The 23,072-nt window shown below is 61.2% G+C and carries 11 protein-coding genes and 1 pseudogene; 6 read left to right on the top strand and 6 right to left on the bottom strand.

What is annotated here, in order from left to right; translation table 11 throughout:
• The first annotated feature begins 61 nt into the window (after window positions 1-61).
• From ACPFMA_RS20550 to ACPFMA_RS20530, 5 genes and pseudogenes are all read left to right on the top strand, one after another.
• A complete protein-coding gene (locus ACPFMA_RS20550; protein ID WP_009405144.1) occupies window positions 62-955 on the top strand; it encodes a LysR family transcriptional regulator in 894 nt (297 codons plus the stop codon).
• A 139-nt stretch (window positions 956-1,094) separates the two neighbouring features.
• Window positions 1,095-1,376: pseudogene (locus ACPFMA_RS20545) on the top strand (PAS domain-containing protein); the annotation flags it as partial.
• A 255-nt stretch (window positions 1,377-1,631) separates the two neighbouring features.
• Window positions 1,632-2,660 carry a methyl-accepting chemotaxis protein gene (locus ACPFMA_RS20540; RefSeq protein WP_420058385.1) on the top strand — a complete coding sequence of 343 codons (1,029 nt, stop codon included), beginning with the start codon at window positions 1,632-1,634 and terminating at the stop codon, window positions 2,658-2,660.
• Window positions 2,661-2,736: 76 nt separating this feature from the next.
• On the top strand, window positions 2,737-3,336 hold the full coding sequence (locus tag ACPFMA_RS20535; protein WP_425928560.1) for a tRNA-uridine aminocarboxypropyltransferase: 600 nt from the start codon (window positions 2,737-2,739) through the stop codon (window positions 3,334-3,336).
• A 108-nt stretch (window positions 3,337-3,444) separates the two neighbouring features.
• Window positions 3,445-4,802, top strand: a protein-coding gene (locus ACPFMA_RS20530; protein WP_425928249.1) for an IS3 family transposase whose coding sequence is annotated in 2 segments (ribosomal slippage) — window positions 3,445-3,918 and window positions 3,921-4,802 — 1,356 coding nt in all. Because the reading frame shifts where the segments join, the coding sequence is not laid out codon by codon here.
• A gap of 89 nt (window positions 4,803-4,891) precedes the next feature.
• Here ACPFMA_RS20530 and ACPFMA_RS20525 read toward each other — a convergent pair.
• The 3 genes from ACPFMA_RS20525 to ACPFMA_RS20515 form a co-directional block, all read right to left on the bottom strand.
• Window positions 4,892-6,238 (bottom strand): HlyD family type I secretion periplasmic adaptor subunit, encoded by a 1,347-nt coding sequence (locus tag ACPFMA_RS20525; RefSeq protein WP_425928559.1) that lies wholly within the window; start codon window positions 6,236-6,238, stop codon window positions 4,892-4,894.
• A gap of 140 nt (window positions 6,239-6,378) precedes the next feature.
• Window positions 6,379-8,532 (bottom strand): type I secretion system permease/ATPase, encoded by a 2,154-nt coding sequence (locus tag ACPFMA_RS20520; RefSeq protein WP_425928558.1) that lies wholly within the window; start codon window positions 8,530-8,532, stop codon window positions 6,379-6,381.
• A 35-nt stretch (window positions 8,533-8,567) separates the two neighbouring features.
• Window positions 8,568-9,941 carry a TolC family outer membrane protein gene (locus ACPFMA_RS20515; RefSeq protein WP_064301947.1) on the bottom strand — a complete coding sequence of 458 codons (1,374 nt, stop codon included), beginning with the start codon at window positions 9,939-9,941 and terminating at the stop codon, window positions 8,568-8,570.
• Window positions 9,942-10,451: 510 nt separating this feature from the next.
• Between ACPFMA_RS20515 and ACPFMA_RS20510 the strand changes: the two genes are divergently transcribed.
• Window positions 10,452-20,468: a retention module-containing protein gene (locus tag ACPFMA_RS20510; RefSeq protein ID WP_425928557.1), complete on the top strand. Its 10,017-nt coding sequence runs from the start codon at window positions 10,452-10,454 to the stop codon at window positions 20,466-20,468.
• A gap of 40 nt (window positions 20,469-20,508) precedes the next feature.
• Here the strand turns inward: ACPFMA_RS20510 and ACPFMA_RS20505 are convergent, their stop codons facing one another.
• From ACPFMA_RS20505 to ACPFMA_RS20495, 3 genes are all read right to left on the bottom strand, one after another.
• Window positions 20,509-21,810 (bottom strand): transposase, encoded by a 1,302-nt coding sequence (locus tag ACPFMA_RS20505; RefSeq protein WP_425928556.1) that lies wholly within the window; start codon window positions 21,808-21,810, stop codon window positions 20,509-20,511.
• 130 nt (window positions 21,811-21,940) lie between these two features.
• Window positions 21,941-22,306, bottom strand: coding sequence for a YbaN family protein (locus tag ACPFMA_RS20500; protein ID WP_064302006.1), 366 nt, complete (start codon window positions 22,304-22,306; stop codon window positions 21,941-21,943).
• A 10-nt stretch (window positions 22,307-22,316) separates the two neighbouring features.
• Window positions 22,317-22,904, bottom strand: a complete 588-nt coding sequence (locus ACPFMA_RS20495) for a YecA family protein (protein WP_009405136.1) — start codon at window positions 22,902-22,904, stop codon at window positions 22,317-22,319.
• Window positions 22,905-23,072 lie beyond the last annotated feature (168 nt).

Here is a 23,072-nt window from a genome sequence, read left to right as displayed (position 1 = left end):
CTGAACTATTCGCCTGGGCGCGGTTAGACTGTGGCGATTTCCGACGTGCGGATACCTCGCCATGGCCTCGAACCTGCCCGACCTGAAGCTGCTGCGCATCTTTGCCAGCGTGGTGCGCCACCAGGGCTTCGCCAACGCCCAGCGCGACCTCAACCTGTCCACCTCGGCGATCAGCACCTACATGAGCCAGCTGGAAGGGGCGTTGGGCATAGTGCTGTGCCATCGCGGTCGTGGCGGCTTCAGCCTGACCAGCAAGGGCGAACTGTTCCATCAGGAGACCCTGCGCCTGCTCGCCGAGTTGGACGGCTTCGAGCAATACGCAGCGGCGCTCAAGGGCGAACTGCGCGGCACGCTCAATCTCGGGGTGATCGATTCGACCGTCGGCGACCGCGCCTTGCCCCTGGCCGAGGCCATCGGCGCCTACAGCCAGGAACACCCGGCGGTGCATCTGCACCTCTCGGTGTCCAGCCCCTACGAGTTGCAACTGGGCGTGCAGGATAACCGCCTGGACCTGGCCATCGGCGCCTTTTCCACGCGAATGAGTGGCCTGGTCTACCAGCCGCTGTATCGCGAGCAGCACTGGCTGTATTGCAGTAACCGTCATCCGCTGTACCACGAGCGACGCATTCCCGAGCAGGTCATCACCCAGCAGCGCATGGTCGGACGTGGCTACTGGAGCCAGGCAGAACTGGCCCGGCACGGCTTCAAGCACAGTGCGGCCACCGTAGAAAGCATGGAAGCGCAACTGATTCTGGTTCTTTCCGGCGCTTACATTGGCTATCTACCCGAACACTATGCCCAGGCCTGGGTGGACAAGGGCGACCTGCGGGTGCTTTCTCCGGCGACCTTCGGCTATCAGGCGCCTTTTTCCATGATCATTCGTCGAGGACGCAGCCGCGAACCCTTGATCCAGACCTTCCGCGACCTGCTCCGCGCACAGTTGACCCCGGCGTGATGCGGACATGGGATCATTAATACTTTGTGTCTAGGGTAAAAAACACTGGCCTATTGCCGACATCCAGTTGAATGCTCTGCTATTCCTTTTCTTGCTGTGATGAATTTCCCATCCATCTCATCAGCAGGGATCGCCCAAGATGCGCAATAACTTGCCCGTCACTGAGCATGAAAGAACCTTTCCGCAGGAACAGCGGCTCATCTCCACCACCGACCTGAACAGCCGGATCACCTACTGCAACGACGCCTTCGTCGCCATCAGCGGCTTCACCCGCGAAGAATTGATCGGCCAGCCCCATAACATCGTGCGCCACCCGGATATGCCGCCAGCGGTGTTCGGCCATATGTGGGAGACGATCAAGGAGGGCAGGCCGTGGATGGGCGTGGTCAAGAACCGGGCGAAGAACGGTGATTACTACTGGGTCAGCGCCTATGTCACGGCGATCTACGAAAACGGCCGGATCAGCGGTTACGAGTCGGTGCGCTCGTTGCCAACCCGGGAGCAGGTCGGGCGGGCCTCGGCGCTGTATGCGCGCTTGCGTGCCGGGCGTTCGCCCACGCCTTGGGCGGCCCGGGTCGGCGATGTGCTGGAGCATGGCTGGCCCTTGCTGCTGGCCGGGCTGGTCTCGGTGGTCGGCTACCTGACCTTGCCGCAGTACGCGGCCCTTGGGTTGCTGATGGCGAGCCTGCTGGGGGCCTGGTTCCTTCTGGAAAACCGCCAGAATCGCGTCATCCGCCGCACCCTGGCCGAGCATCCGAAGGCGTTCACCAGCCCGCTGGTGGCCCTGACCTACAGCCGTAACCTTGGCCCGCAGGGGCAACTCGATCTGGCGATGATCAGCGAGGAGGCGCGTCTTCAGACGGCGCTGACACGTTTGGTGGATGCCGGCGTCAGTGTGAAGACCCGGGCTTCGCAGTCGTCGGAACTTTCCGACTCCCAGGCGCAGATGCTCGACCGCCAGCGCAGCGAAACCGACCAGTCGGCCACCGCCGTGGCGCAGATGGCGGCGACTATCCAGGAAGTGACCCATAACGTGCAGAGCACCGCGCATGCAGCCTCCGACGCCGATGAGTTGACGCGCCAGGGCAGCGACCTTGCCCAGCAGAGCCTAAAGGCCATGGGCAGCATGACCGAGGCGGTTCACGAGATTGGTGCGGCGGTCAACGCCCTGGCCGAGCAGACCCAATCCATCGGCAGTGTGGTGGATGTGATCACGTCGATTGCCGAGCAGACCAACCTGCTGGCGCTTAACGCGGCCATCGAGGCGGCGCGGGCCGGTGAGCAGGGCCGCGGCTTTGCCGTGGTGGCCGACGAAGTGCGCTCCCTGGCCCAGCGCACCCGTGCCTCGACCGAGGAAATCCACCAGATCATCGCTTCGCTGCGGGCGGGAGCCGACCGGGCGGTGAGCAGTGCCAGCAAGGGCGAGCAGATCTCCCGCGACAGCGTGCAGAGCGTTGAAGCGGTGCAACAGGCACTGGGCGGAATCCGCGAGGCGGTTAGTCGGATCACCGGCATGAGCCAGCAGATTGCCACGGCGTCCGAGCAGCAGAGCCATGTAGTGGAAGATATCAACCAGCAGATCGTGCGCATCGCCCAGCTGTGCGACCGCAGTGCCGGCCAGGCCCGCCAGGGCGCTGAAATAAGTGTCGAACTGGAGCGCATGGCGGGGTATCTGCACGACCTTGCTGAACGTTTCAACCGCTAGATCTTCGACCGGCCCACACGGATGTGGGTGCTTTCCGGGACTGCTGTGGCAAAATTCACCGCCCCAGGAGAACCCGATGTCCAGAATCCAGTGCGAACGCTGCCTGCGTCCACGAAGCCATTGCCTTTGCCCTTCGATCCCGTGCCTCGACAGCCGTACCCGGGTGGTGCTGTTGCAGCATCCCGATGAGGTGCGTCACGCACTCAATACCGCGCGTCTGGCGGCGCTGGGGCTGCGCAATGCGCAACTGCGGGTGGGGGAGGTGTTCGACGACCTGTCGGAGCTGATCGCCACGCCGGGGTACCGCCCCGGATTGCTGTTTCCGGGCGATGGCGCCGAGGCGTTGGCCGCTTATTCCGGGGCGGTGGATGAACGGCCGTGGCTGTTGATCGTACCGGACGGAACCTGGCGCAAGGCACGCAAGCTGCTGTACCTCAATCCATTGCTGCAAGGGTTGCCGCGGGTCACCCTGGCCGAGGTGCGGCCGTCCCGCTACCGCTTGCGCAAGGCGCCGGAAGCGGGAGCGCTGTCGACGGTGGAGGCGGTGGCCCAGGCGCTGAATGTGCTGGAGGGCGCGGGGCGCTTCGATAAGTTGCTGCGGCCGTTCGAGGTGTTGATCGAGGGGCAGATTGCGGCGATGGGGATGGAGACGTTCGAGCGCAATCATCTGCGCTGATCTCTCGGGCCCCATCGCCGGCAACGCCGGCTCCCACAGGTTTTTGTACGCCGCGAATCTTGGACTGCCCCCAAGAAGTTGGAGACTAATCCAACCCTTGGGGGAGTTATGAGTAAGTACACCGAGCAGTTCAAGCTCACAGCCATCACTGCCTACCTGGAGGGCACCGATGGTTTCCGAAAGGTAGCCCAGCATTTCGGTATCGATTTCAGCCTGCTGAGGCGCTGGGTGGCGAGCTATAAAGCCCGTTCCACTATCAGTCCCATACCTCACGGTCAGCGCTACGACATCGATTTCAAGCGCAGGGTCGTGCAGTACATGCGCGAGCATCGGCTTTCCCTGCGTCAAACGGCAGCTCACTTCGGCTTGGGACAGTCCTCCCGGGTAGGCATTTGGGAGCACCAGTACTACAGTGGCAACCTTGCCACCTCTACTGCCACTCAACGAAAAAAGTCTGCCGACGTGTCCAAGAAGATCAAGCCACTCAAACCCACTGACACTGACGACGCGCTGAAGCCGCGAGATCAGCTCATGGCAGAACTCGAGTATCTGCGCATGGAGAACGCTGTCCTAAAGGAGCTGAAGGCTTTGAGAGAGGAGAAGGAACGAAGGCAAGAGAAAAAACGCTGATCGTCTCCAGACTCCGAACCCGATTCCCGCTGTCAGCGTTGTTGGCCCTGGTCGAGTTGTCGAACAGCACCTTCTACTACCAGCTCAAAAGCCTTCAAAAGCCGGATAAACACGCCGATCTGAAAGAGCTGGTGGGTCAGGTCTATCACAAGGAAAAAGGGCTCTATGGGTATCGGCGTGTGACGCTTGCGATCAAGAATCAAGGCATCCTGGTGAACAAGAAGGTTGTGGAGCGGCTGATGGCCGACCAAGGTTTGCGGGCGGTCGTGCGGCCTAAAAAGTATCGGTCCTATCGAGGAGAAATAGGCAGGATTGCCGAGAATCTGCTGGAGCGAAACTTCATTGCCCAGCGGCCCAATCAGAAGTGGGTAACTGACGTAACGGAGTTTAAAGTGGCTCAGCAAAAGCTCTATCTCTCACCAGTGATGGACTTGTACAACAGTGAGATCGTGGCCTACGAGATCGCTCGCCGCCCAAGCTATGAGCTGGTGGGGAACATGCTGGAAAAAGCCCTGAGTAGCTTGGGAAAGGAGCCGAAGCTGGTCATCCACTCTGATCAGGGATGGCATTATCAGCAGCGCCAATACCGCGAAAAACTTGAGCAGCGTGGGGTAAAGCAGAGCATGTCGCGCAAAGGAAATTGCCTGGATAACGCCGCTATGGAAAGCTTCTTCGGCACGCTCAAGTCTGAGTTTTTCTATTTGAAGCGGTTTGAGAGCATCGAAGAGCTGACCACCGGTCTGGACGAGTACATCCGCTACTACAACCATGACCGCATCAAGCTGAGGTTAAACGGCCTAAGCCCTGTCGATTACAGGGCTCAAGCTGCTAGCTAAAACTGTCCAACTTTTCGGGGGCAGTCCATCTTGTGGGAGCCGGCGTTGCCGGCGATGAGGCCATCAGCAACACAGACGATTTCCAGCCCTTACCTCTCCCTCAAGGCCTCGGTCCGCGCCTTCAGCACCGGCTTGAGCAGGTAATCCAGCACACTCTTTTCCCCGGTGATGATATCCACCGTCGCCACCATTCCCGGGATGATCAGCAGCGGTTTGTTGTCGCCGCCCAGGTGGTTCCGGTCGGTGCGTACCTGGATCATGTAGAAGGCATTGCCCTTGTCATCGGTGATGGTGTCGGCGCCTATCAGTTCCAGCTTCGCCGTGAGCCCGCCATAGATGGAGTAGTCGTAGGCACTGAACTTGACCATCGCGCTCTGCCCCGGATGCAGGAACGCCACGTCCCGTGGCCGCACCCGGGCCTCGATCAGCAGGTTGTCTTCCACCGGCACGATTTCCACCATGTCGCTGCCCGGCTGCACGACGCCGCCGATGGTGTTGACCTTGAGCATCTTGATGATGCCGTGGACCGGCGAGACCACCGTGGTGCGGTTGACCCGGTCGTCGATGGCGACGCTGGTGGCAGTGATCTTCGACAGATCGGTGCGTTTGTCGTTGAGTTCCTTGGCCGCCTCCGAGCGGAAGCTGGCATCGGTTTCCTCGATCTTGCTCTTGATCTCGGCCACCGCTGCCTCGGCCCGGGGAATCGCCAGGCTGGTGGCGTTCAGCGAGCCACGGGCTTCCACTGCGTTGCGCCTGAGGCGCAGGATCTCCACCGGCGAGATGGCGCCGGTCTTCACCAATGGCGTGGACATGTCCAGCTCCTGTTGCAGCAGGGCCAGCCCGGAACGGTATTGCTCGACCTTGGAGCGGAACTCGGCGAGCTCCTGGGTCTTTTGCCGCAGTTGTTCGTTGAGGGTCTGCTTCTCGCTGCTTAGTCGGCGCTGGCGTGACTGGTACAGGGCCATCTCGTCCTCGGCCACCTGCGGCGCCTTGCTGCGTACTTCCTCGGAGACCTGGAAGGGCTTGCCCTCGGCCTCCGCCGCCAGGCGATCGACCTGGGCGGTAAGGGCGTAGCGGTCGGCCTCGCTCTCGCCCTTGTTCGAGCGAAAGCGCGTGTCGTCCAGGCGCAGCAGGGTATCGCCCTTGTTCACCATCTGCCCTTCGCGCACAAGGATTTCGGTGACGATGCCGCCTTCGAGGTTCTGGATCACCTGGACCTTGCTCGACGGGATGGCCTTGCCCTCGCCGGTGGTCACTTCGTCGAGCACCGCGAACCTGGCCCAGACCAGCGCTATCAGCAGCAGCGCCGCCGCCAGCCACACGGTCAGCCGGGAGCGGCGTGGCGAGTCCTGCAGGGTGGCCCGGGCCAGGTCCGGCAGGTAGTCGTGTTCGGCGGTCTTGTTGAAGCTGTGGAAGTAGCTGCGCAGCGAGGACATGGTGCGTGCCTCTTGTGTAGCAATGAAACGATAGTCGGTTCAGCGCGGACCTTGTGGGAGCGGGTTTACCCGCGATTGCGGTGGAGAGTTCACCAACGCCATCGCGGGTGAACCCGCTCCCACAGGGTACGCGTGTTCTTTTACAGGGCCTGCCCGACCCGTCCCTTGCGCAGCGCATCGATGACCGCATCCTTGGCGCCGTCCGCCACGATCTTGCCGTTGTCCAGCACCAGCAGGCGATCCACCAGGCTGAGCATGGCGGTGCGGTGGGTCACCAGCAGCAGGGTCTTGCCCTCGACCCAGCCGTGCAAGCGCTGGCGCAGTTGCTCTTCGCTGCTGTTATCCATGTGGCTGGTGGGTTCGTCGAGGACCACCAGCGGCGGTTCCAGCAACATTGCCCGAGCCAGCAGCACGGCCTGGCGCTGGCCTCCGGAAAGCAGTTGCCCACGCTCGCCCACAGGCCGGTCGAAACCGCGCGGGTGCTGCCTGGCCAGTTCACTGACTCCGGTCAATTCAGCGACTTCGAGCATGCGTGCATCGCTGACATAGCGTGCGCCGAGGGTCAGGTTGTCGCGCAGGCTGCCGGCCAGCAGCGGCAGGTCATGGGCGACGTAGCCCAGTTGCTGGCGCAGGTCGGCGATATCCAATTGGCGCAGGTCCAGGTTGTCGAGCAGTACCTGGCCGTCGTCCGGCTCGTAGAAGCCCATCACCAGGCGCGCCAGGGTGCTCTTGCCCGAACCGCTGCGACCGATGATGCCGATGCGCTCGCCGGGCTTGACGCTGAAGCTGACGCTGTTCAGCGCCGGGCTGGCCTGGCCGGGGTAGCGGAAGGTCACCCGGTTGAACTCCAGCGCACCGTGCAGGCGGGTGTGCTCCAGCGGTTGCTGGTCGGTGCGGCGCTCCTGGGGCAGGGCCATCAGTGCGTCGGTGCTGCGCATGGTCAGTTGTGCCTGCTGGTAGCGGGTGATCAGCCCGGCGATCTGCCCCAGCGGGGCGAGGGTCCGGCTGCCGAGCATGTAGCAGGCGACCAGCGCGCCGACGCTGAGGTTGCCGGCGATGATGCTATAGACCCCGGCCACGATGGTGGCCATGCCGCAGAATTGCTGGATGAACAGGGTGCCGTTGCTGGCCAGCGCCGAGAGCTGGCGGGCATGGGCATCCAGTTGGGTCAGCGCGCCGTGGGTGCTTTCCCACTGATACTGGCGTTCACTTTCGGCGCCGCTGGCCTTGAGGGTTTCCAGGCCGCCGAGGGTTTCGATCAACAGCGCCTGGCGTACCGAGCCGAGGGCCAGGCTTTTTTGCACGGTATCGCGCAGGCGTATCTGGATCAGCAGGGCAAAGATCACGGTCAGGGGAAAGGCGATCAGCGGGATCAGCACCAGCCAGCCGCCGAGCAGGCCGATGACCGCCAGCATCAGCACGACGAAGGGCAGGTCGATGACGCTGGTCAGGGTCACCGCAGTGAGGAATTCGCGCAGGCCCTGGAAGTCGTGGATGCTCTGGGCGAAGCCGCCGATGGTGTCCGGGCGGGCCTTCATCGACATGCCGGTGATGCGTTCGAACAGGGTCGCCGAGAGGATCATGTCGGTTTTCTTACCGGCCTGGTCCAGCAGGTGCGCGCGGACCACCCGCAACACCAGTTCGAACAGCGTGCCGATCAGTAGACCTATCACCAGTACCCACAGGGTCGAGGTGGCCTGGTTGGGGACCACACGATCGTAGGTCTGCATGACGAACAGCGGCACCATCAGGCCCAGCAGATTGATCAGCAGGCTGGCCAGCAGGGCGTCGCTGTATAGCCAGCGGGATTGACGCAGCGTATCGCGGAACCAGGCGTGCACCCTGGGTACCAGCGGGTCGCGCTGCTGTTCCAGTTCATGGCGGGGGCGGGCGAACAGGGCGTGGCCGGCGTAGGCGTCGGCGAGTTCCTGGCGGCTGACCCACTGCTCGCCGCCGTCGGCTTCACAGGGCAGGATCAGCGCCTGGTCGGGGTCCTTCCAGCGCCGCAGCACGGCGCAGCGGCCGTCCTTGAACAACAGCAGCACTGGCAGGTTAAGCGCGGAAATCGCCTCCAGCTCGCGGCGCAGCACCCTCGCCTGCAAGCCGCCACGGGCCGCAGCGCGAGGCAGCAGTTCGAGATCGAGACGCTGCTGCGGCAAGGGCAGGCCGCTGCTCAGGCTGGCGCGGCTGGCCGTGCAACCGTGGAGCTTGCAAAGAATCAACAGCCCATCGAGCAACGGATCATCGAAACTCTGGCGCGGGTCCGCCGAGCTTGTCGGTTGCATGCTGGTCACAATGGCCTACCTCCCGCCGCTGCGGCGGAACAGGGTCAACGCATGTCAGGTAACTGCACGTTGTTGCGTACTTCGCTCTGGGCGATGGCTTCCGGCGGCAGGGAGATTTTCTGCTTTGTCAGCAGGTCACCCATGTTGGCCAGCAGCCGGTAAGCGGAGAACTCCTCGATATAGCGGACTTCGACATAGCGCCGATTGGCGTTGTACAGCTCGTTCTCGCTGTCGAGCAGGTCGAGCAGGGTGCGCTGGCCGAGGCCGAACTGGTCCTGGTAGGCGGCGCGCACCCGGGTGGTGGTCTCGGCATATTGCCTGGCCGCCGGGGTCTGCTTCTGGGCGTTGTTGAAGGCGTTCCAGGCCAGCGACAGGTCTTCGGTGAGCTGGCGCAGGGCGTTGTTGCGAATGTCCATGGCCTGGTTGATCTTGTGCGCATCCGATTGCAGGCGGGCCTTGTCGCTGCCGCCGCGGTAAAGGTTCCAGGTCATCTCCACGCCGGCCCTCCAGTCGGTATTGCTATGGCCTGGCTCGCCCCCGATGTTGTTGTTGGCTCCGGTGGACGCTATGGCGTCAAGACGTGGATAAAACACCGACTTGGCTTGTTCGTATTGCTGTTCGGCGGCCTGGATATCGGCCTGGGCCGATTTCAAGTAGGGGTTGTCCTGCAGCATGGCAGTGCGTGCTTCCTGAAGGCTGGCAGGGAGCAGGCCCTTGATCGAGGCGGGCGTTTCCAGCTCATCGGGGAAACGGCCCACCACGCTGTAGAAGTTGGCTTCGGCATCCTGCAGGTCCACCTCCGCGGTATTCAGGTTGTTCTCGGCGAGGGCGCGGCGGGCCACGGACTGATCGAGGTCGGCAGTGCTGCCCACGCCGCGCTCGCTGCGCAGGCCGATCTGGTCGTTGACCCGCAGGTGCGCCTGCAGGTTGTTCTTGGCCAGGGTCAGCAACTCACGACGCTTGAGCACTTCCAGATACACCTCCACTGCCCGCAGCGCCACGGTTTGCGCGGTGGCCTGGGTGTAATAGGCCCGGGACGTGGCGTAGGCCTGGGTGCGGGCCACCTCGTTGGAGGTATTGAAGCCATCGAAGAGCATCTGCCGCAGTCTCAGTTCCGACTGGGTGTAGTTGAGCGTTTCCTTGTTGTGATTGCGCGTGCCGTCAGGGTTGAGGCCCCGGGTGTTCAGGTTGTCCGAACGTTCTCGACCATAACCGGCAACCAGATCGACGGTGGGGTAGTAGCCACCGCGAGCCTGTTTCACATCTTCATCGGCAGACAGCTTGCTGTTGCCTGCCGACTTGATTTCCGGGTGGTAATCCACAGCGCTTTGCACGGCTTCCTGCACTGACATGGCCTGGGCGTTGGCACAGACGATGGCCAGTAGAACTGCACTGGTGATGGGGTTCAAAACGCGCATGGGGTACTTCTCCCTGAGTCCATTTTTGGATCTGCAATCGCCAAAAAAATGGCGAAAAATTGTGGTTTAACCGTTTCACGCTTGTAACAACAGAGCTAAGAACATTTGGGCGAAAAGCTAAGAAGAAATTTTCATAAGCGTTATGCGAAAAAAAACTTATGCGGTCTAAGGAAAGCGGCACATTGTTTAACCCGCAGGCCACGTAAATAGCGCGCTAAAGCGCTTTTTTACTGGCGTCAGAAAAACTTCGGTCGTCTTTCGACCATGGGCAAGAAAGGCGTGGAGCGGAGTCAGACAACCTTGGGATTTGCGACAGAAATTTGGCATGAAGCCAATCGCCACTATCGGTTGTCACTCCATCGCAGCGATCCATGCAAGGCATCCGGGTCTGGTTGAAAACCCGCCGTCTTGACGGTCGCAGCTACTTCGAGTCGGGCACCTTCCGGGTGTTCAACCACGAGACACCACAGGCTTTTCTGCGAAGAACGTCGACAGTGGAGGAGTGGCTAGATGGCCAAGTCAATTGGTGTGGTCAGCAAGGTGATCGGTCAGGTGTTCGCGGTCGAGGCCGACGGTACCCGGCGTTTGTTGATCGAGGGCGATCGGCTGTTCGTCGGCGAGCGACTGGAAACCGGTGCTACAGGCGCGGTGGCGGTCCATCTGGCCAATGGCGGGGAGCTGACCCTGGGGCGTGACAGCAGCCTGAGCCTTTCCAATGGTCTGTTAGCTCACCAGGCACCCCATGTGCTGGCGCCGGAGGCGGTCCCACCGAGCGAAGCGCAGCTCGCCGAAGTCGAGAAACTCCAGCAAGCCATTGCCGCCGGTGGTGACCCGACCCAGGATGCCGAGGCCACGGCGGCCGGCCCTACGAACGGGGCTCCGGGGGCATTGGGCGGCGGTCACAGCTTCGTGCTGCTGACCGAGGTCGGTGGACGTGTCGATCCGGTGATCGGCTTTCCTACGGCCGGCCTGCAGTTCGCCGCTGAAAGGGCTGAGCTGGACACCGGCTTCATCGACCACAACGAGCCGCTTCCGGTCGTCGACAATCCCATCACCCTGGTAGGGCTGGCGGTGGAGGGCGGTGAGATTTCGGTCAATGAAGCCAACCTGCCGCTGGGTTCTGCCAGCAATCCGGGCGCGCTCACCCAGACCGGCACCTTCAGCGTGGTGGCCCTCGACGGGGTGTTCAATCTGAATGTCGGCGGCATCAATGTGTTGACCAATGGTGCCGTCACGGGCGTGGGACAGTCCTTTACCACCAGCCTGGGAAATGTCCTGACCATCACTGGCTACGACGCGGCCACCGGTGTGGTCAACTACAGCTACACCCTCGCCACTGCCGGCAGCGCCCTGGGCGAAAGCATCCCGGTGTTGGCCAGCGACAGCAATGGCGACGTCACCAGCGGCAGCCTGGATGTCACCATCATCGACGATGTACCGCAGGCGGTGGACGACGGTAACCCGTCGGTCGCTAGCGAAGCCGCCACCGTGCTGACAGGCAATGTGTTGCCCAACGATATCCAGGGCGCCGACCGGGTGGCCAATCCGATCATTCCCGGGACCTACGTCGGAACCTACGGCACCCTGGTCCTGGCTTCGGATGGCTCCTACACCTATACCCTGAATCCGTCGGACCCGGATTTCGTCAATCTGCACGGCGGTGGCAAGGGCACCGAGACCTTCACCTACACCCTGACCGACGCAGACGGAGATACCAGTACCGCCAACCTGGTGCTGAACATCACCAACCTCGACGACCCGGTGACTATCGGCGGACTCGGGGCCAACGGCGGGATCACCACGGTCTTCGAGAACAACCTTGGCACCGGCAGCAGCCCGGATATGGCGGCACTGACCCGGAGTGGCAGTTTCACCGTCAGTGCGGCGGACGGGCTGCAGACCCTGAGCGTGGGTGGAATCAGCGTCGTCAGCGGTGGGGTGGCGAACACCGGGACACAGTCGGTGGTCACGCCGCTGGGCAATACCTTCACTGTGATCGGTTATGACCCGGCGACCGGGTTGGTGACCTACAGCTACACCTTGAATGGCAATGAAGCCCACCCGGCAGGTGGCGGTGCCAATAGCCTGGGTGAGACTTTCACCGTGGTCGCTACCGATACCGATGGCAGCACCGGCAGCGTCAACCTTAACGTGGTGATCGTCGACGATGTGCCCACGGCGGTGGCTGACAGCAATGCCGGCGTGGCGACCGAAGCGGCAACCGTGCTGACCGGTAATGTGCTGACCAACGATGTGCAAGGGGCTGACCGGGTGGTTGGTCCTGTTACCGCTGGTACCTTCATCGGGACCTACGGCACCCTGGTGCTGGCTGCGGATGGTTCCTACACCTATACGCTGAATCCTTCGGGTCCGGATTTCTACAACCTGCATGGCGGTGGTACGGGTACCGAGACCTTTACCTACACGCTGAGTGATGCCGATGGGGATACCAGCACTGCCAACCTGGTACTGGACATCAAGAACCTGAACGACCCAGTCACCCTCAACGGGCTGGACGTTTCTGGTGGTGAGCTATCGGTCTACGAGAAAAACCTGAGCGACGGCAGCAGTCCGAATGCTGCGGCCCTGACCCAATCCGGCACCTTCACGGTAACCGCACCGGACGGCCTGCAAACGCTGAGTGTGGGCGGCATCAATGTGATCAGCGGCGGCGTGGCGGCCACTTTCCCGCAAACAGCCACGACTCCTTTGGGCAATACGCTGACGGTGACGGGCTACAACCCGGCGACCGGGGTGGTTTCCTACAGCTATAGCCTGGTGGATAACGAAGCCCATCCAACGGGCGGTGGTATCAACAATCTGACCGAGAGCTTCACCGTCACTGCCACCGATACGGATGGCAGCACCAGCAGTGGCAGCCTGGACGTGAATGTCGTGGATGACGTGCCGACAGCCGTCGCGGATACCAACGCCAGCGTGGCGACGGAAGCGGCAACCGTGTTGACCGGTAATGTTCTGACCAACGATGTCCAGGGCGCCGACCGTGTCACCGGACCGATCACCGCAGGTACCTTCACCGGAACCTACGGCACCCTGGTACTGGCGGCGGATGGTTCCTACACCTACACGTTGAATCCTTCGGATCCGGACTTCTACAACCTGCACGGTGGCGGGACGGGTACCGAGACCTTTACCTACACACTGAGCGATGCCGATGGCGATACCAGCACTGCCAACCTGGTGCTGAACATCAAGAACCTCAACGACCCAGTCACCCTCAACGGTCTTGATGCGGAGGGCGGCGAGCTATCGGTCTACGAGAAGAGCCTCAGTGATGGCAGCAGCCCGAATGCTGCTGCCCTGACCCAGTCCGGCACCTTCACGGTAACCGCGCCGGACGGCCTGCAAACCCTGAGTGTGGGCGGTATCAATGTAATCAGCGGCGGCGTGGCGGCCACTTTCCCGCAAACAGCCACGACTCCTTTGGGCAATACCCTGACAGTGACAGGCTACAACCCGGCGACTGGGGTGGTTTCCTACAGCTACACCTTGTTGGACAACGAAACCCATCCAATTGGCGGTGGTATCAACAACCTGACAGAGAGCTTCACGGTCACTGCTACCGACACTGATGGCAGCACCAGTAGCGGCAGCCTGGACGTGAATGTCGTGGATGACGTGCCGACAGCCGTCGCGGATACCAACGCCAGCGTGGCGACGGAAGCGGCAACCGTGTTGACCGGTAATGTTCTGACCAACGATGTGCAAGGGGCTGACCGGGTGGTTGGTCCTGTTACCGCTGGTACGTTCATCGGGACCTACGGCACCCTGGTGCTGGCTGCGGATGGTTCCTACACCTATACGCTGAATCCGTCAGACCCGGACTTCTACAACTTGCACGGCGGCGGGACGGGCACCGAGACCTTTACCTACACGCTGAGTGATGCCGATGGCGACACCAGCACCGCCAACCTGGTGCTGAACATCAAGAACCTCAACGACCCAGTCACCCTCAACGGTCTTGACGTGTCTGGTGGTGAGCTATCGGTCTACGAGAAAAACCTGAGCGACGGCAGCAGCCCGAATGCTGCTGCCCTGACCCAATCCGGCACCTTCACGGTAACCGCGCCGGACGGCCTGCAAACGCTGAGTGTGGGCGGCATCAACGTGATCAGCGGCGGCGTGGCGGCCACTTTCCCGCAAACAGCCACGACTCCTTTGGGCAATACCCTGACAGTGACAGGCTACAACCCGGCGACTGGGGTGGTTTCCTACAGCTACACCTTGTTGGACAACGAAACCCATCCAATTGGCGGTGGTATCAACAACCTGACAGAGAGCTTCACGGTCACTGCTACCGACACTGATGGCAGCACCAGTAGCGGCAGCCTGGACGTGAATGTCGTGGATGACGTGCCGACAGCCGTCGCGGATACCAACGCCAGCGTGGCGACGGAAGCGGCAACCGTGTTGACCGGTAATGTTCTGACCAACGATGTGCAAGGGGCTGACCGGGTGGTTGGTCCTGTTACCGCTGGTACCTTCATCGGGACCTACGGCACCCTGGTGCTGGCTGCGGACGGTTCCTACACCTACACGCTGAATCCTTCGGATCCGGACTTCTACAACCTGCATGGCGGTGGCACGGGTACCGAGACCTTCACCTACACCCTGAGCGATGCTGATGGGGATACCAGCACTGCCAATCTGGTGCTGAACATCAAGAACCTCAACGATCCGGTGACCCTCAACGGTCTTGACGTATCTGGTGGTGAGCTAACTGTCTACGAGAAAAACCTGAGCGACGGCAGCAGCCCCAACGCAGTAGCGCTGACGCAATCCGGCACCTTTACGGTTACCGCACCGGACGGCCTGCAAACCCTGAGTGTGGGCGGTATCAATGTAATCAGCGGTGGCGTGGCAGCAACCTTCCCGCAAAGCACCACGACGTTGTTGGGTAATACCCTGACGGTCACCGGGTACAACACCAGTACCGGCGTGGTCTCTTACAGCTACACCTTGCTGGACAACGAAACCCATCCAACGGGCGGTGGCATTAACAACCTGACCGAGAGTTTCACGGTCACAGCGACGGACACCGACGGCAGCACCAGTAGCGGCAGCCTGGACGTGAACATCATCGATGATGTGCCGACGGCAGTAGCTGACACCAATGCATCGGTGGCTACCGAGGCAGCAACCGTACTGACGGGTAATGTGCTGACCAACGATGTCCAGGGCGCCGATCGTGTCACCGGACCGATCACCGCAGGTACCTTCATCGGAACCTACGGCACCTTGGTGCTGGCGGCGGACGGCTCCTACACCTATACGCTGAATCCGTCAGACCCGGACTTCTACAACTTGCACGGCGGCGGTACGGGCACCGACACCTTCACCTACACGCTGAGCGATGCCGATGGCGACACCAGCACTGCCAACCTGGTACTGGACATCAAGAACCTCAACGACCCAGTCACCCTCAACGGGCTGGACGTTTCTGGTGGTGAGCTATCGGTCTACGAGAAAAACCTCAGCGACGGCAGCAGTCCGAATGCTGCTGCCCTGACCCAGTCCGGCACCTTCACGGTTACGGCACCCGATGGTTTGCAAACCCTCAGCGTGGGCGGCATCAACGTAATCAGCAGCGGTGTGGCGGCAACCTTCCCGCAAAGCACCACGACGTTGTTGGGTAATACCCTGACGGTCACCGGGTACAACGCCAGTACCGGCGTTGTCTCCTACAGCTACACCTTGCTGGATAACGAATCTCATCCAACGGGCGGTGGCATCAACAACCTGACCGAGAGCTTCACCGTCACTGCCATCGATACGGATGGCAGCACCAGTAGCGGCAGCCTGGACGTGAATGTCGTGGATGACGTGCCGACAGCCGTCGCGGATACCAACGCCAGCGTGGCGACGGAAGCGGCAACCGTGTTGACCGGTAATGTTCTGACCAACGATGTCCAGGGCGCCGACCGTGTCAGCGGGCCGATCACCGCAGGTACCTTCACCGGAACCTACGGCACCCTGGTACTGGCGGCGGACGGTTCCTACACCTACACGCTGAATCCTTCGGATCCGGACTTCTACAACCTGCATGGCGGTGGCACGGGTACCGAGACCTTCACCTACACCCTGAGCGATGCTGATGGGGATACCAGCACTGCCAATCTGGTGCTGAACATCAAGAACCTCAACGATCCGGTGACCCTCAACGGTCTTGACGTGTCTGGTGGTGAGCTAACTGTCTACGAGAAAAACCTGAGCGACGGCAGCAGCCCCAACGCAGTAGCGCTGACGCAATCCGGCACCTTTACGGTTACCGCACCGGACGGCCTGCAAACCCTGAGTGTGGGCGGTATCAATGTAATCAGCGGTGGCGTGGCAGCAACCTTCCCGCAAAGCACCACGACGTTGTTGGGTAATACCCTGACGGTCACCGGGTACAACACCAGTACCGGCGTGGTCTCTTACAGCTACACCTTGCTGGACAACGAAACCCATCCAACGGGCGGTGGCATTAACAACCTGACAGAAAGCTTCACGGTCACCGCCACCGACACCGACGGCAGCACCAGCAGCGGCAGCCTGGACGTGAACATCGTCGATGATGTGCCGACGGCGGTGGCTGACACCAATGCATCGGTGGCTACCGAGGCAGCAACTGTACTGACGGGTAATGTGCTGACCAACGATGTCCAGGGCGCCGACCGTGTCACCGGACCGATCACCGCAGGTACCTTCACCGGAACCTACGGCACCTTGGTGCTGGCGGCGGACGGCTCCTACACCTATACGCTGAATCCTTCGGATCCGGACTTCTACAACCTGCATGGCGGCGGTACGGGCACCGAGACCTTTACCTACACGCTGAGCGATGCCGATGGCGACACCAGCACCGCCAATCTGGTGCTGAACATCAAGAACCTCAACGATCCGGTGACCCTCAACGGTCTTGACGTGTCTGGTGGTGAGCTAACTGTCTACGAGAAGAACCTGAGCGACGGCAGCAGCCCCAACGCAGTAGCGCTAACCCAATCCGGCACCTTTACGGTTACCGCACCGGACGGCCTGCAAACCCTGAGTGTCGGCGGTATCAATGTAATCAGCGGTGGCGTGGCAGCAACCTTCCCGCAAAGCACCACGACGTTGTTGGGCAATACCCTGACGGTCACCGGGTACAACGCCAGTACGGGTGTCGTGTCCTACAGCTACACCTTGCTGGATAACGAAGCCCATCCAACGGGCGGAGGCATCAACAACCTGACCGAAAGCTTCACCGTCACTGCCACCGATACGGATGGCAGTACCAGCAGTGGCAGCCTGGATGTGAACATCGTCGATGACGTACCGACGGCGCGAGCGGACTCGGCCTCGGTGGTGGAGGGCGGCACGGTCAGTGGCAATGTGCTGGTGAATGACACCAGAGGCGCCGACGATCCGGGTAGCAATGTGGTGGTGGGCGTGCGCGCCGGCGCCAACACTGCGACTGCAGCCATCGGTTCGCTGAACACCAACGTTGCGGGCATCTACGGGACCTTGACCCTGGATGCCGCAGGCAATGCGGTTTATCACGCCAACCCGAACTCGGTGGCGCCGCCCGGGGCGCAGGATGTATTCACCTACACCATTCGCGACTCCGATGGTGATGAAAGCACCACGACGTTGACCATCAATGTGCAGGATTGCGGCTTGGTCGCCGGACAGGATCAGGACATTACGGTGTATGAAAAAGCACTGGACCTGACGAAAGATGGCCAGGACCTGGCCGCAGGGACTGTGATCGGCAGCGATCCGGGCAATACCGCGGAAACCGGCAGCGGGACCCTGGTGGGGTCGGTGTCGGGTGGTTCCGGCGCCATTACCTACAGCCTGCTGGGCAGTCCGACGGGTGCCTACGGCCAGATCCAATTGCTGGCGAACGGCTCCTACACCTACACCCTGACCTCCGCGCCGAAGACCCCGAGTGGTGCCAACGATGGCGCCAATGTGATGAGCGAGACCTTCACCTACAAGGCGACGGATGCGCTCGGCAACTTCACCACCAGCACCATCCAGATCAACATCGTCGACGACGTACCCAAGGCCGTGGGTGCGACCCGTTCTGTCACTCCGGGCCAGGTGGATTCCAACCTGCTGCTGGTGATCGACGTGTCCGGCAGCATGAACGATGCCTCCGGCGTACCGGGACTGACCCGTATCCAGCTGGCCAAGCAGGCCATCGCGCAGTTGCTGGACAAATATGACGACCTGGGTGATGTGAAGGTGCAGATCGTCACCTTCTCGAGTGGTGCTTCCCAGCCGTCTTCCGTCTGGGTTTCGGTGGCGGATGCCAAGACCATCGTCAATGGCCTGAGCGCTGGCGGCAACACCTACTATGACTCCGCCACCACCACGGCCCAGGCGGCGTTTGCCACCGCAGGAAAAATCGTAGGCGCGCAGAATATTACCTACTTCTTCTCCGACGGCGAGCCTACGTCTGGTCATGCCATCTCCGGTACCCGCGAAACCACCTGGACCAACTTCCTGGATGCCAACGGGATCAAGTCCTACGCCATCGGCCTGGGCAGTGGGGTCAATACCAGCAATCTCAACCCACTGGCCTATGACGGCAGCACCCACACCGACACCAACTCCACCGTTGTCACCGATCTCAACCAGCTCAACTCGGTACTTTCCGGCACGGTGCAGGGCGCACCGGTCACTGGCAGCCTTATGACTGGCGGCTACTTCGGGGCCGACGGCGGTTTCATCAAGTCACTGGTAACCGATGGCACCACCTATACCTACGATCCGAAGGGTAATTCCAACCAGGGATCCTATGCTGCCAGCGGGGGAACCGATCGCGGCATGTTCGATACCGCGAGCAACAGCATCACGGTGAAGACGGTACTCGGCGGTTCGATCGTGGTGAACATGGACACCGGCGAATTCACCTACACGCCGCCGAAAGACAATGGCAGCAGCCAGGTGGAGAACATCGGCTTTGTGGTCAGCGACAACGATGGTGACCTGAGCAATGCCACCCTGCTGGTCAATGTCTACACCAATGCCGCGCCGGTGGCCGGGGCCGACCATGTCATCACCAATATCCTGTCGGCCACTATCACTGTGCCGTCCGAGGCGCTGGTGGCCAACGACACCGATGCCAACAACGACCGACTGAGTGCTTCCCCGATTTCCTTCAATACCGGCTGGACGGCGCGGGGCGCGGACTTCACCGTGGGTAATACAACGCCTACGGTCGTATTCAACGGGACCAACAATAATGCGGCGAACCAGTTGAAGGACATCGCCCGCAGCACCTTCACCGGAACAGCCTCTTCCATGACCGCCGCGGTCATTGTCAGCGGCTACCTGGGCGCGGTGACTACGGCCAATGCCAACGACGAAGACACCATCACCGTTACCCTCAAGCAGGGCGAGTCTCTCAATCTCGACCATGACCGGCCGGCTGGCAATGTGCTGATGGAGTGGAAGGACGCCACCGGCAGCTACCAGACCATTGCCGATGGCGGAACCTTCATCGCCAGCCATGACGGGGTCTACAGCATCCATGTGGTCAATCTCACCAACAGCGGTGGCGGAGGCAATGCCAACAACGCGGAAAACTATCAGTTGACCATGACCATCGATTATTCCGGCGCCGCCAACAACACGCCGCAATACAACGGTACCTACACCGTCAGCGACGGTCATGGCGGCACGGCGACCGGGGCTGTGGATATCAACTACCAGGACAGCTCGATCCTCACCGGTACCGTCAATGCCGACACCCTGCTTGGCGGCAGCGGCAATGACACGCTCAATGGTGGCGATGGCAACGATGTGTTGATCGGCGGTGACGGCAACGATGCGCTGTATGGCGGCAATGGCAATGACCTGCTGATCGGCGGTCCCGGCAACGACCTGCTGGACGGCGGCGCCGGTATCGACACGGCCAGCTATGCCAGCGCCACCGCCGGGGTCACGGTCAACCTGTCCATCGCCGCTCAGCAGAATACCGTCGGTGCCGGGCTGGATACCCTGGTATCGATCGAGAACCTGGTCGGTTCGGACTACAACGACACCTTGACCGGTGACGGCAACGCCAACGTGTTACGCGGCGGCCTCGGCAACGATGTGCTCAGTGGCGGTGGTGGCGACGACCTGCTGATCGGCGGGCGCGGGGATGACACCCTGACCGGCGGCCCGGGGGCCGATACCTTCCAGTGGCAATTGGGCGACAACGGGCATGATGTTGTGAGCGACTTTACCCCTGGCACCGATCACCTGGATCTCTCCCAACTGCTGCAGGGGGAGAACGCCACCAGTGCTTCACTGGACGATTACCTGCACTTCAAGGTGACCGGCAGTGGCGCCAGTGTGGTGTCGACCATCGAGGTCAGTTCGGTGGCCGGGGCGGCGGCTACCCAGACCATCGACCTGGCAGGAGTGGACCTGGCCCAGCATTACGGGGTGACGGCAGGCTCGGGCGGGATGATCGCGGCGGGGGCGGATACGGCGACCGTCATCAACGGGATGCTGAATGACCAGTCGTTGAAGGTGGATAGCGTGTAAGGCTTCAGGGCCCTATCGCTGCATGGGTATCTACACATCTCTAACGCCTTTGCCTCGGTAGCCAGCCAACAGCTTCATTTGCAAATGCGGCAAGCTCCTGAGGACTGTACTGCTCCAGCGTTTCTGTCATGGCTAACAGCATGTACAACCCTGCCAACAACGCTGAAGCAGTCACAGGCTGGGATCGTTTCATCTGGCGGCCAGATAACCGCACCAGGAATGTTCGGGTTTGCTCGGCAAACTGACCCTCGGCACGCATCAGTCGCCAAGCTACTGCACAGGCCTGACTTGCGATAAGCAGTCGCTTGAACACGGCCTCACCACTTTCCTGCTGCCAGCTTTCGAGCTGTTGTCCACCTTCCTTGAGCAGTTTGAAGTAGGACTCGATTCGCCACCGCCAGTAGTACCAAAGCGCAATCTGCTCAGCATTTGCGTCCTCGCCCACATTGCTCAGCAGATACCAGGTGGCTAGCAGCTCTCCTGCCTCGCTCATGACTCGGCTGACAACCAGGCGCGCAGGAAGAGGCGTTCCTGGCTGGCGGAGCTTGAATCGTTCTGCTCTGCTTTTAGCCGCTGGCTGGGCTTTTCGGGTCAGTACTACGTCTGTTTCTGCGACCCACTGTATCGCCGGCTTTCCCTTGAAAACGACGCCTCGGGCGGCTCTGAAGGGCAAGTCTTCAGCGATGAGCTTCAGTGAGAGGGATCGATTCTGGTACTGAGCCGTGGAGTTCATCCTGGCCCGCACCAACCAAAGATGGTTGCCAGCTTGCAGTTGCCTCAGATGTCCCGCCGAGTCTGCTTCGCGATCGACGATATGCACCAGCGGTTTGGTAAAGCCTTGCTGTTCAAGCCATGCAGCACGGTCCACCAACTCGTCCATGTGCTTGCCATGAGCAATGAGCTCATCAGTACGGGTGCTGAGTATTCCGTCCTTCACAGACAGGTTTTGAGCGGGCGTGCAGATGGGTGATCCATTACGATCACTCACTAGCAGGCTGCTTTGCAGTTCGTAACCGACATCGCCCTTGTGGGTCATCTGCAGTCGATCAGTCTTGCTGTGGTGGTGCATGAAGTTGATACGCGACCAGTCATGCATGACCAATGCGTACTCATCGCAATCCTCGCTGCATCCCTCATGAGCCAATGCCAGCAAGGGTTTCACCAGATCACTGGGTTTAACCCGATCGTTTCCCAGAAACCGCCACATGGCCTGTGTTTGCGCAAAGGCCCTGTCGCTACGCGGCAGGGCCTTCATTCCGGCGGCCAAGCCCGCCAGTGCGTTGGTATGTCCCATCACTAACTCGTCGTACCGCTTGATCAGTCGGGCATCGAGCCCGGTCATTTCGAATCCATGCGGTCCTTTTATAGACCATGATGGGAGTTGTGTAGATACCTATGCCTATCGCTGGCAAGCCAGCTCCCACAGGTTGGATCCCTGTGGGAGCTGGCTTGCCAGCGATGAGGCCCTCAACCTAGTCCCGCCGACGCAGGGTCTTCTGCCTGAGGATATAGATCGAAACCAGCACCGCACTGGTCAGCATGAAGCCCCGGGCCCAAGGTGATGGCACCAGGTAGCAGGAGAGGCCGATACTCGCCCACATCAGGCCGATGGCGTAGACCTTGCCCTTGAGCGGAATGCCCTCGCCACTGAGGTAATCACGAATCCACGGCCCGAGCCGCGGGTGATTTACCAGCCAGTCATGAAAGCGCGGAGAGCTGCGGGCAAAACAGGCTGCCGCGAGCAATAGAAAAGGGGTGGTTGGCAATACCGGAAGGAAAATGCCAATCACCCCCAACGCGACGCTGAGCCAGCCAGTGGCCAGCAGCAGGTAGCGCACCACCACGGAATCAGTGGTGGCGCGGTTTGAGCAGGGCCGGTTTTTCGTCTGGCGCGTGGCACAGCAGGTACAGGGCAGTCAGCGCTTCGGGGATCTGCACGATCATGTCGTCCATCAGGTTCGCATCACTGGCAATGTCGGCGAACTCGGGCTGCTCGTCGAACAGGCCGGAACCGACCATGATCGGCAGGAGCATCTCGCTGACTTCCTCTTCGGCGCTTTCGAACCAGGCTTCCTCGCGCAGGAACACGCCTTCCATGAAGCCGATGCACCAGCCGCGCAGGTCGGAATCGTCCGGCTCGTCGCCAAGGTCGAGGTCGCATGGCAGCTCGAATTCCTCGTCGCTGGCCAACTGGCGGGCGATATGGCCCTTGAGCTGGACCAGGGTGGCTTCGATCTCGGCGCGCTGGGCGTCGCTGGCGTAGTGGGGCTCCTCGGAGAACAGGGCGTCGATCCATTCCCGCTCGGGCACCTCTTCGGCGCAGATCGATAGCGCGGTCAGGTAGCCGTGGGCGGCAACGTAGTCCAACGCCTCTTCATGCAGCTCGTCGGCGTCGAGGAAGACTTGCAGGCGGGTCAATTGCTCAGCGAAGGACATTAGGGGCTACCTTGAAAATGGAACAATATTGAATTCTAGCATTGTGCGGGCCTCGCAAGGCAAAGGATGACGCTCTATCGCGCGGTCGCCCTGCGCAGGCAGGGGCTCGGGTATACTCTCGGCTTTTTTCCGCCGGGTGCGGAATTTGCCCGGTAAAAGCTGCTTGCG

The sequence above is a fragment of the Pseudomonas sp. NyZ201 genome (assembly GCF_049860765.1).
In the GTDB taxonomy this organism is placed as follows: Bacteria; Pseudomonadota; Gammaproteobacteria; order Pseudomonadales; family Pseudomonadaceae; genus Aquipseudomonas; species Aquipseudomonas bharatica.
The sequence above is the reverse complement of the archived record's forward strand: the minus strand, read 5'-3'. Positions and strand labels throughout refer to the sequence as shown.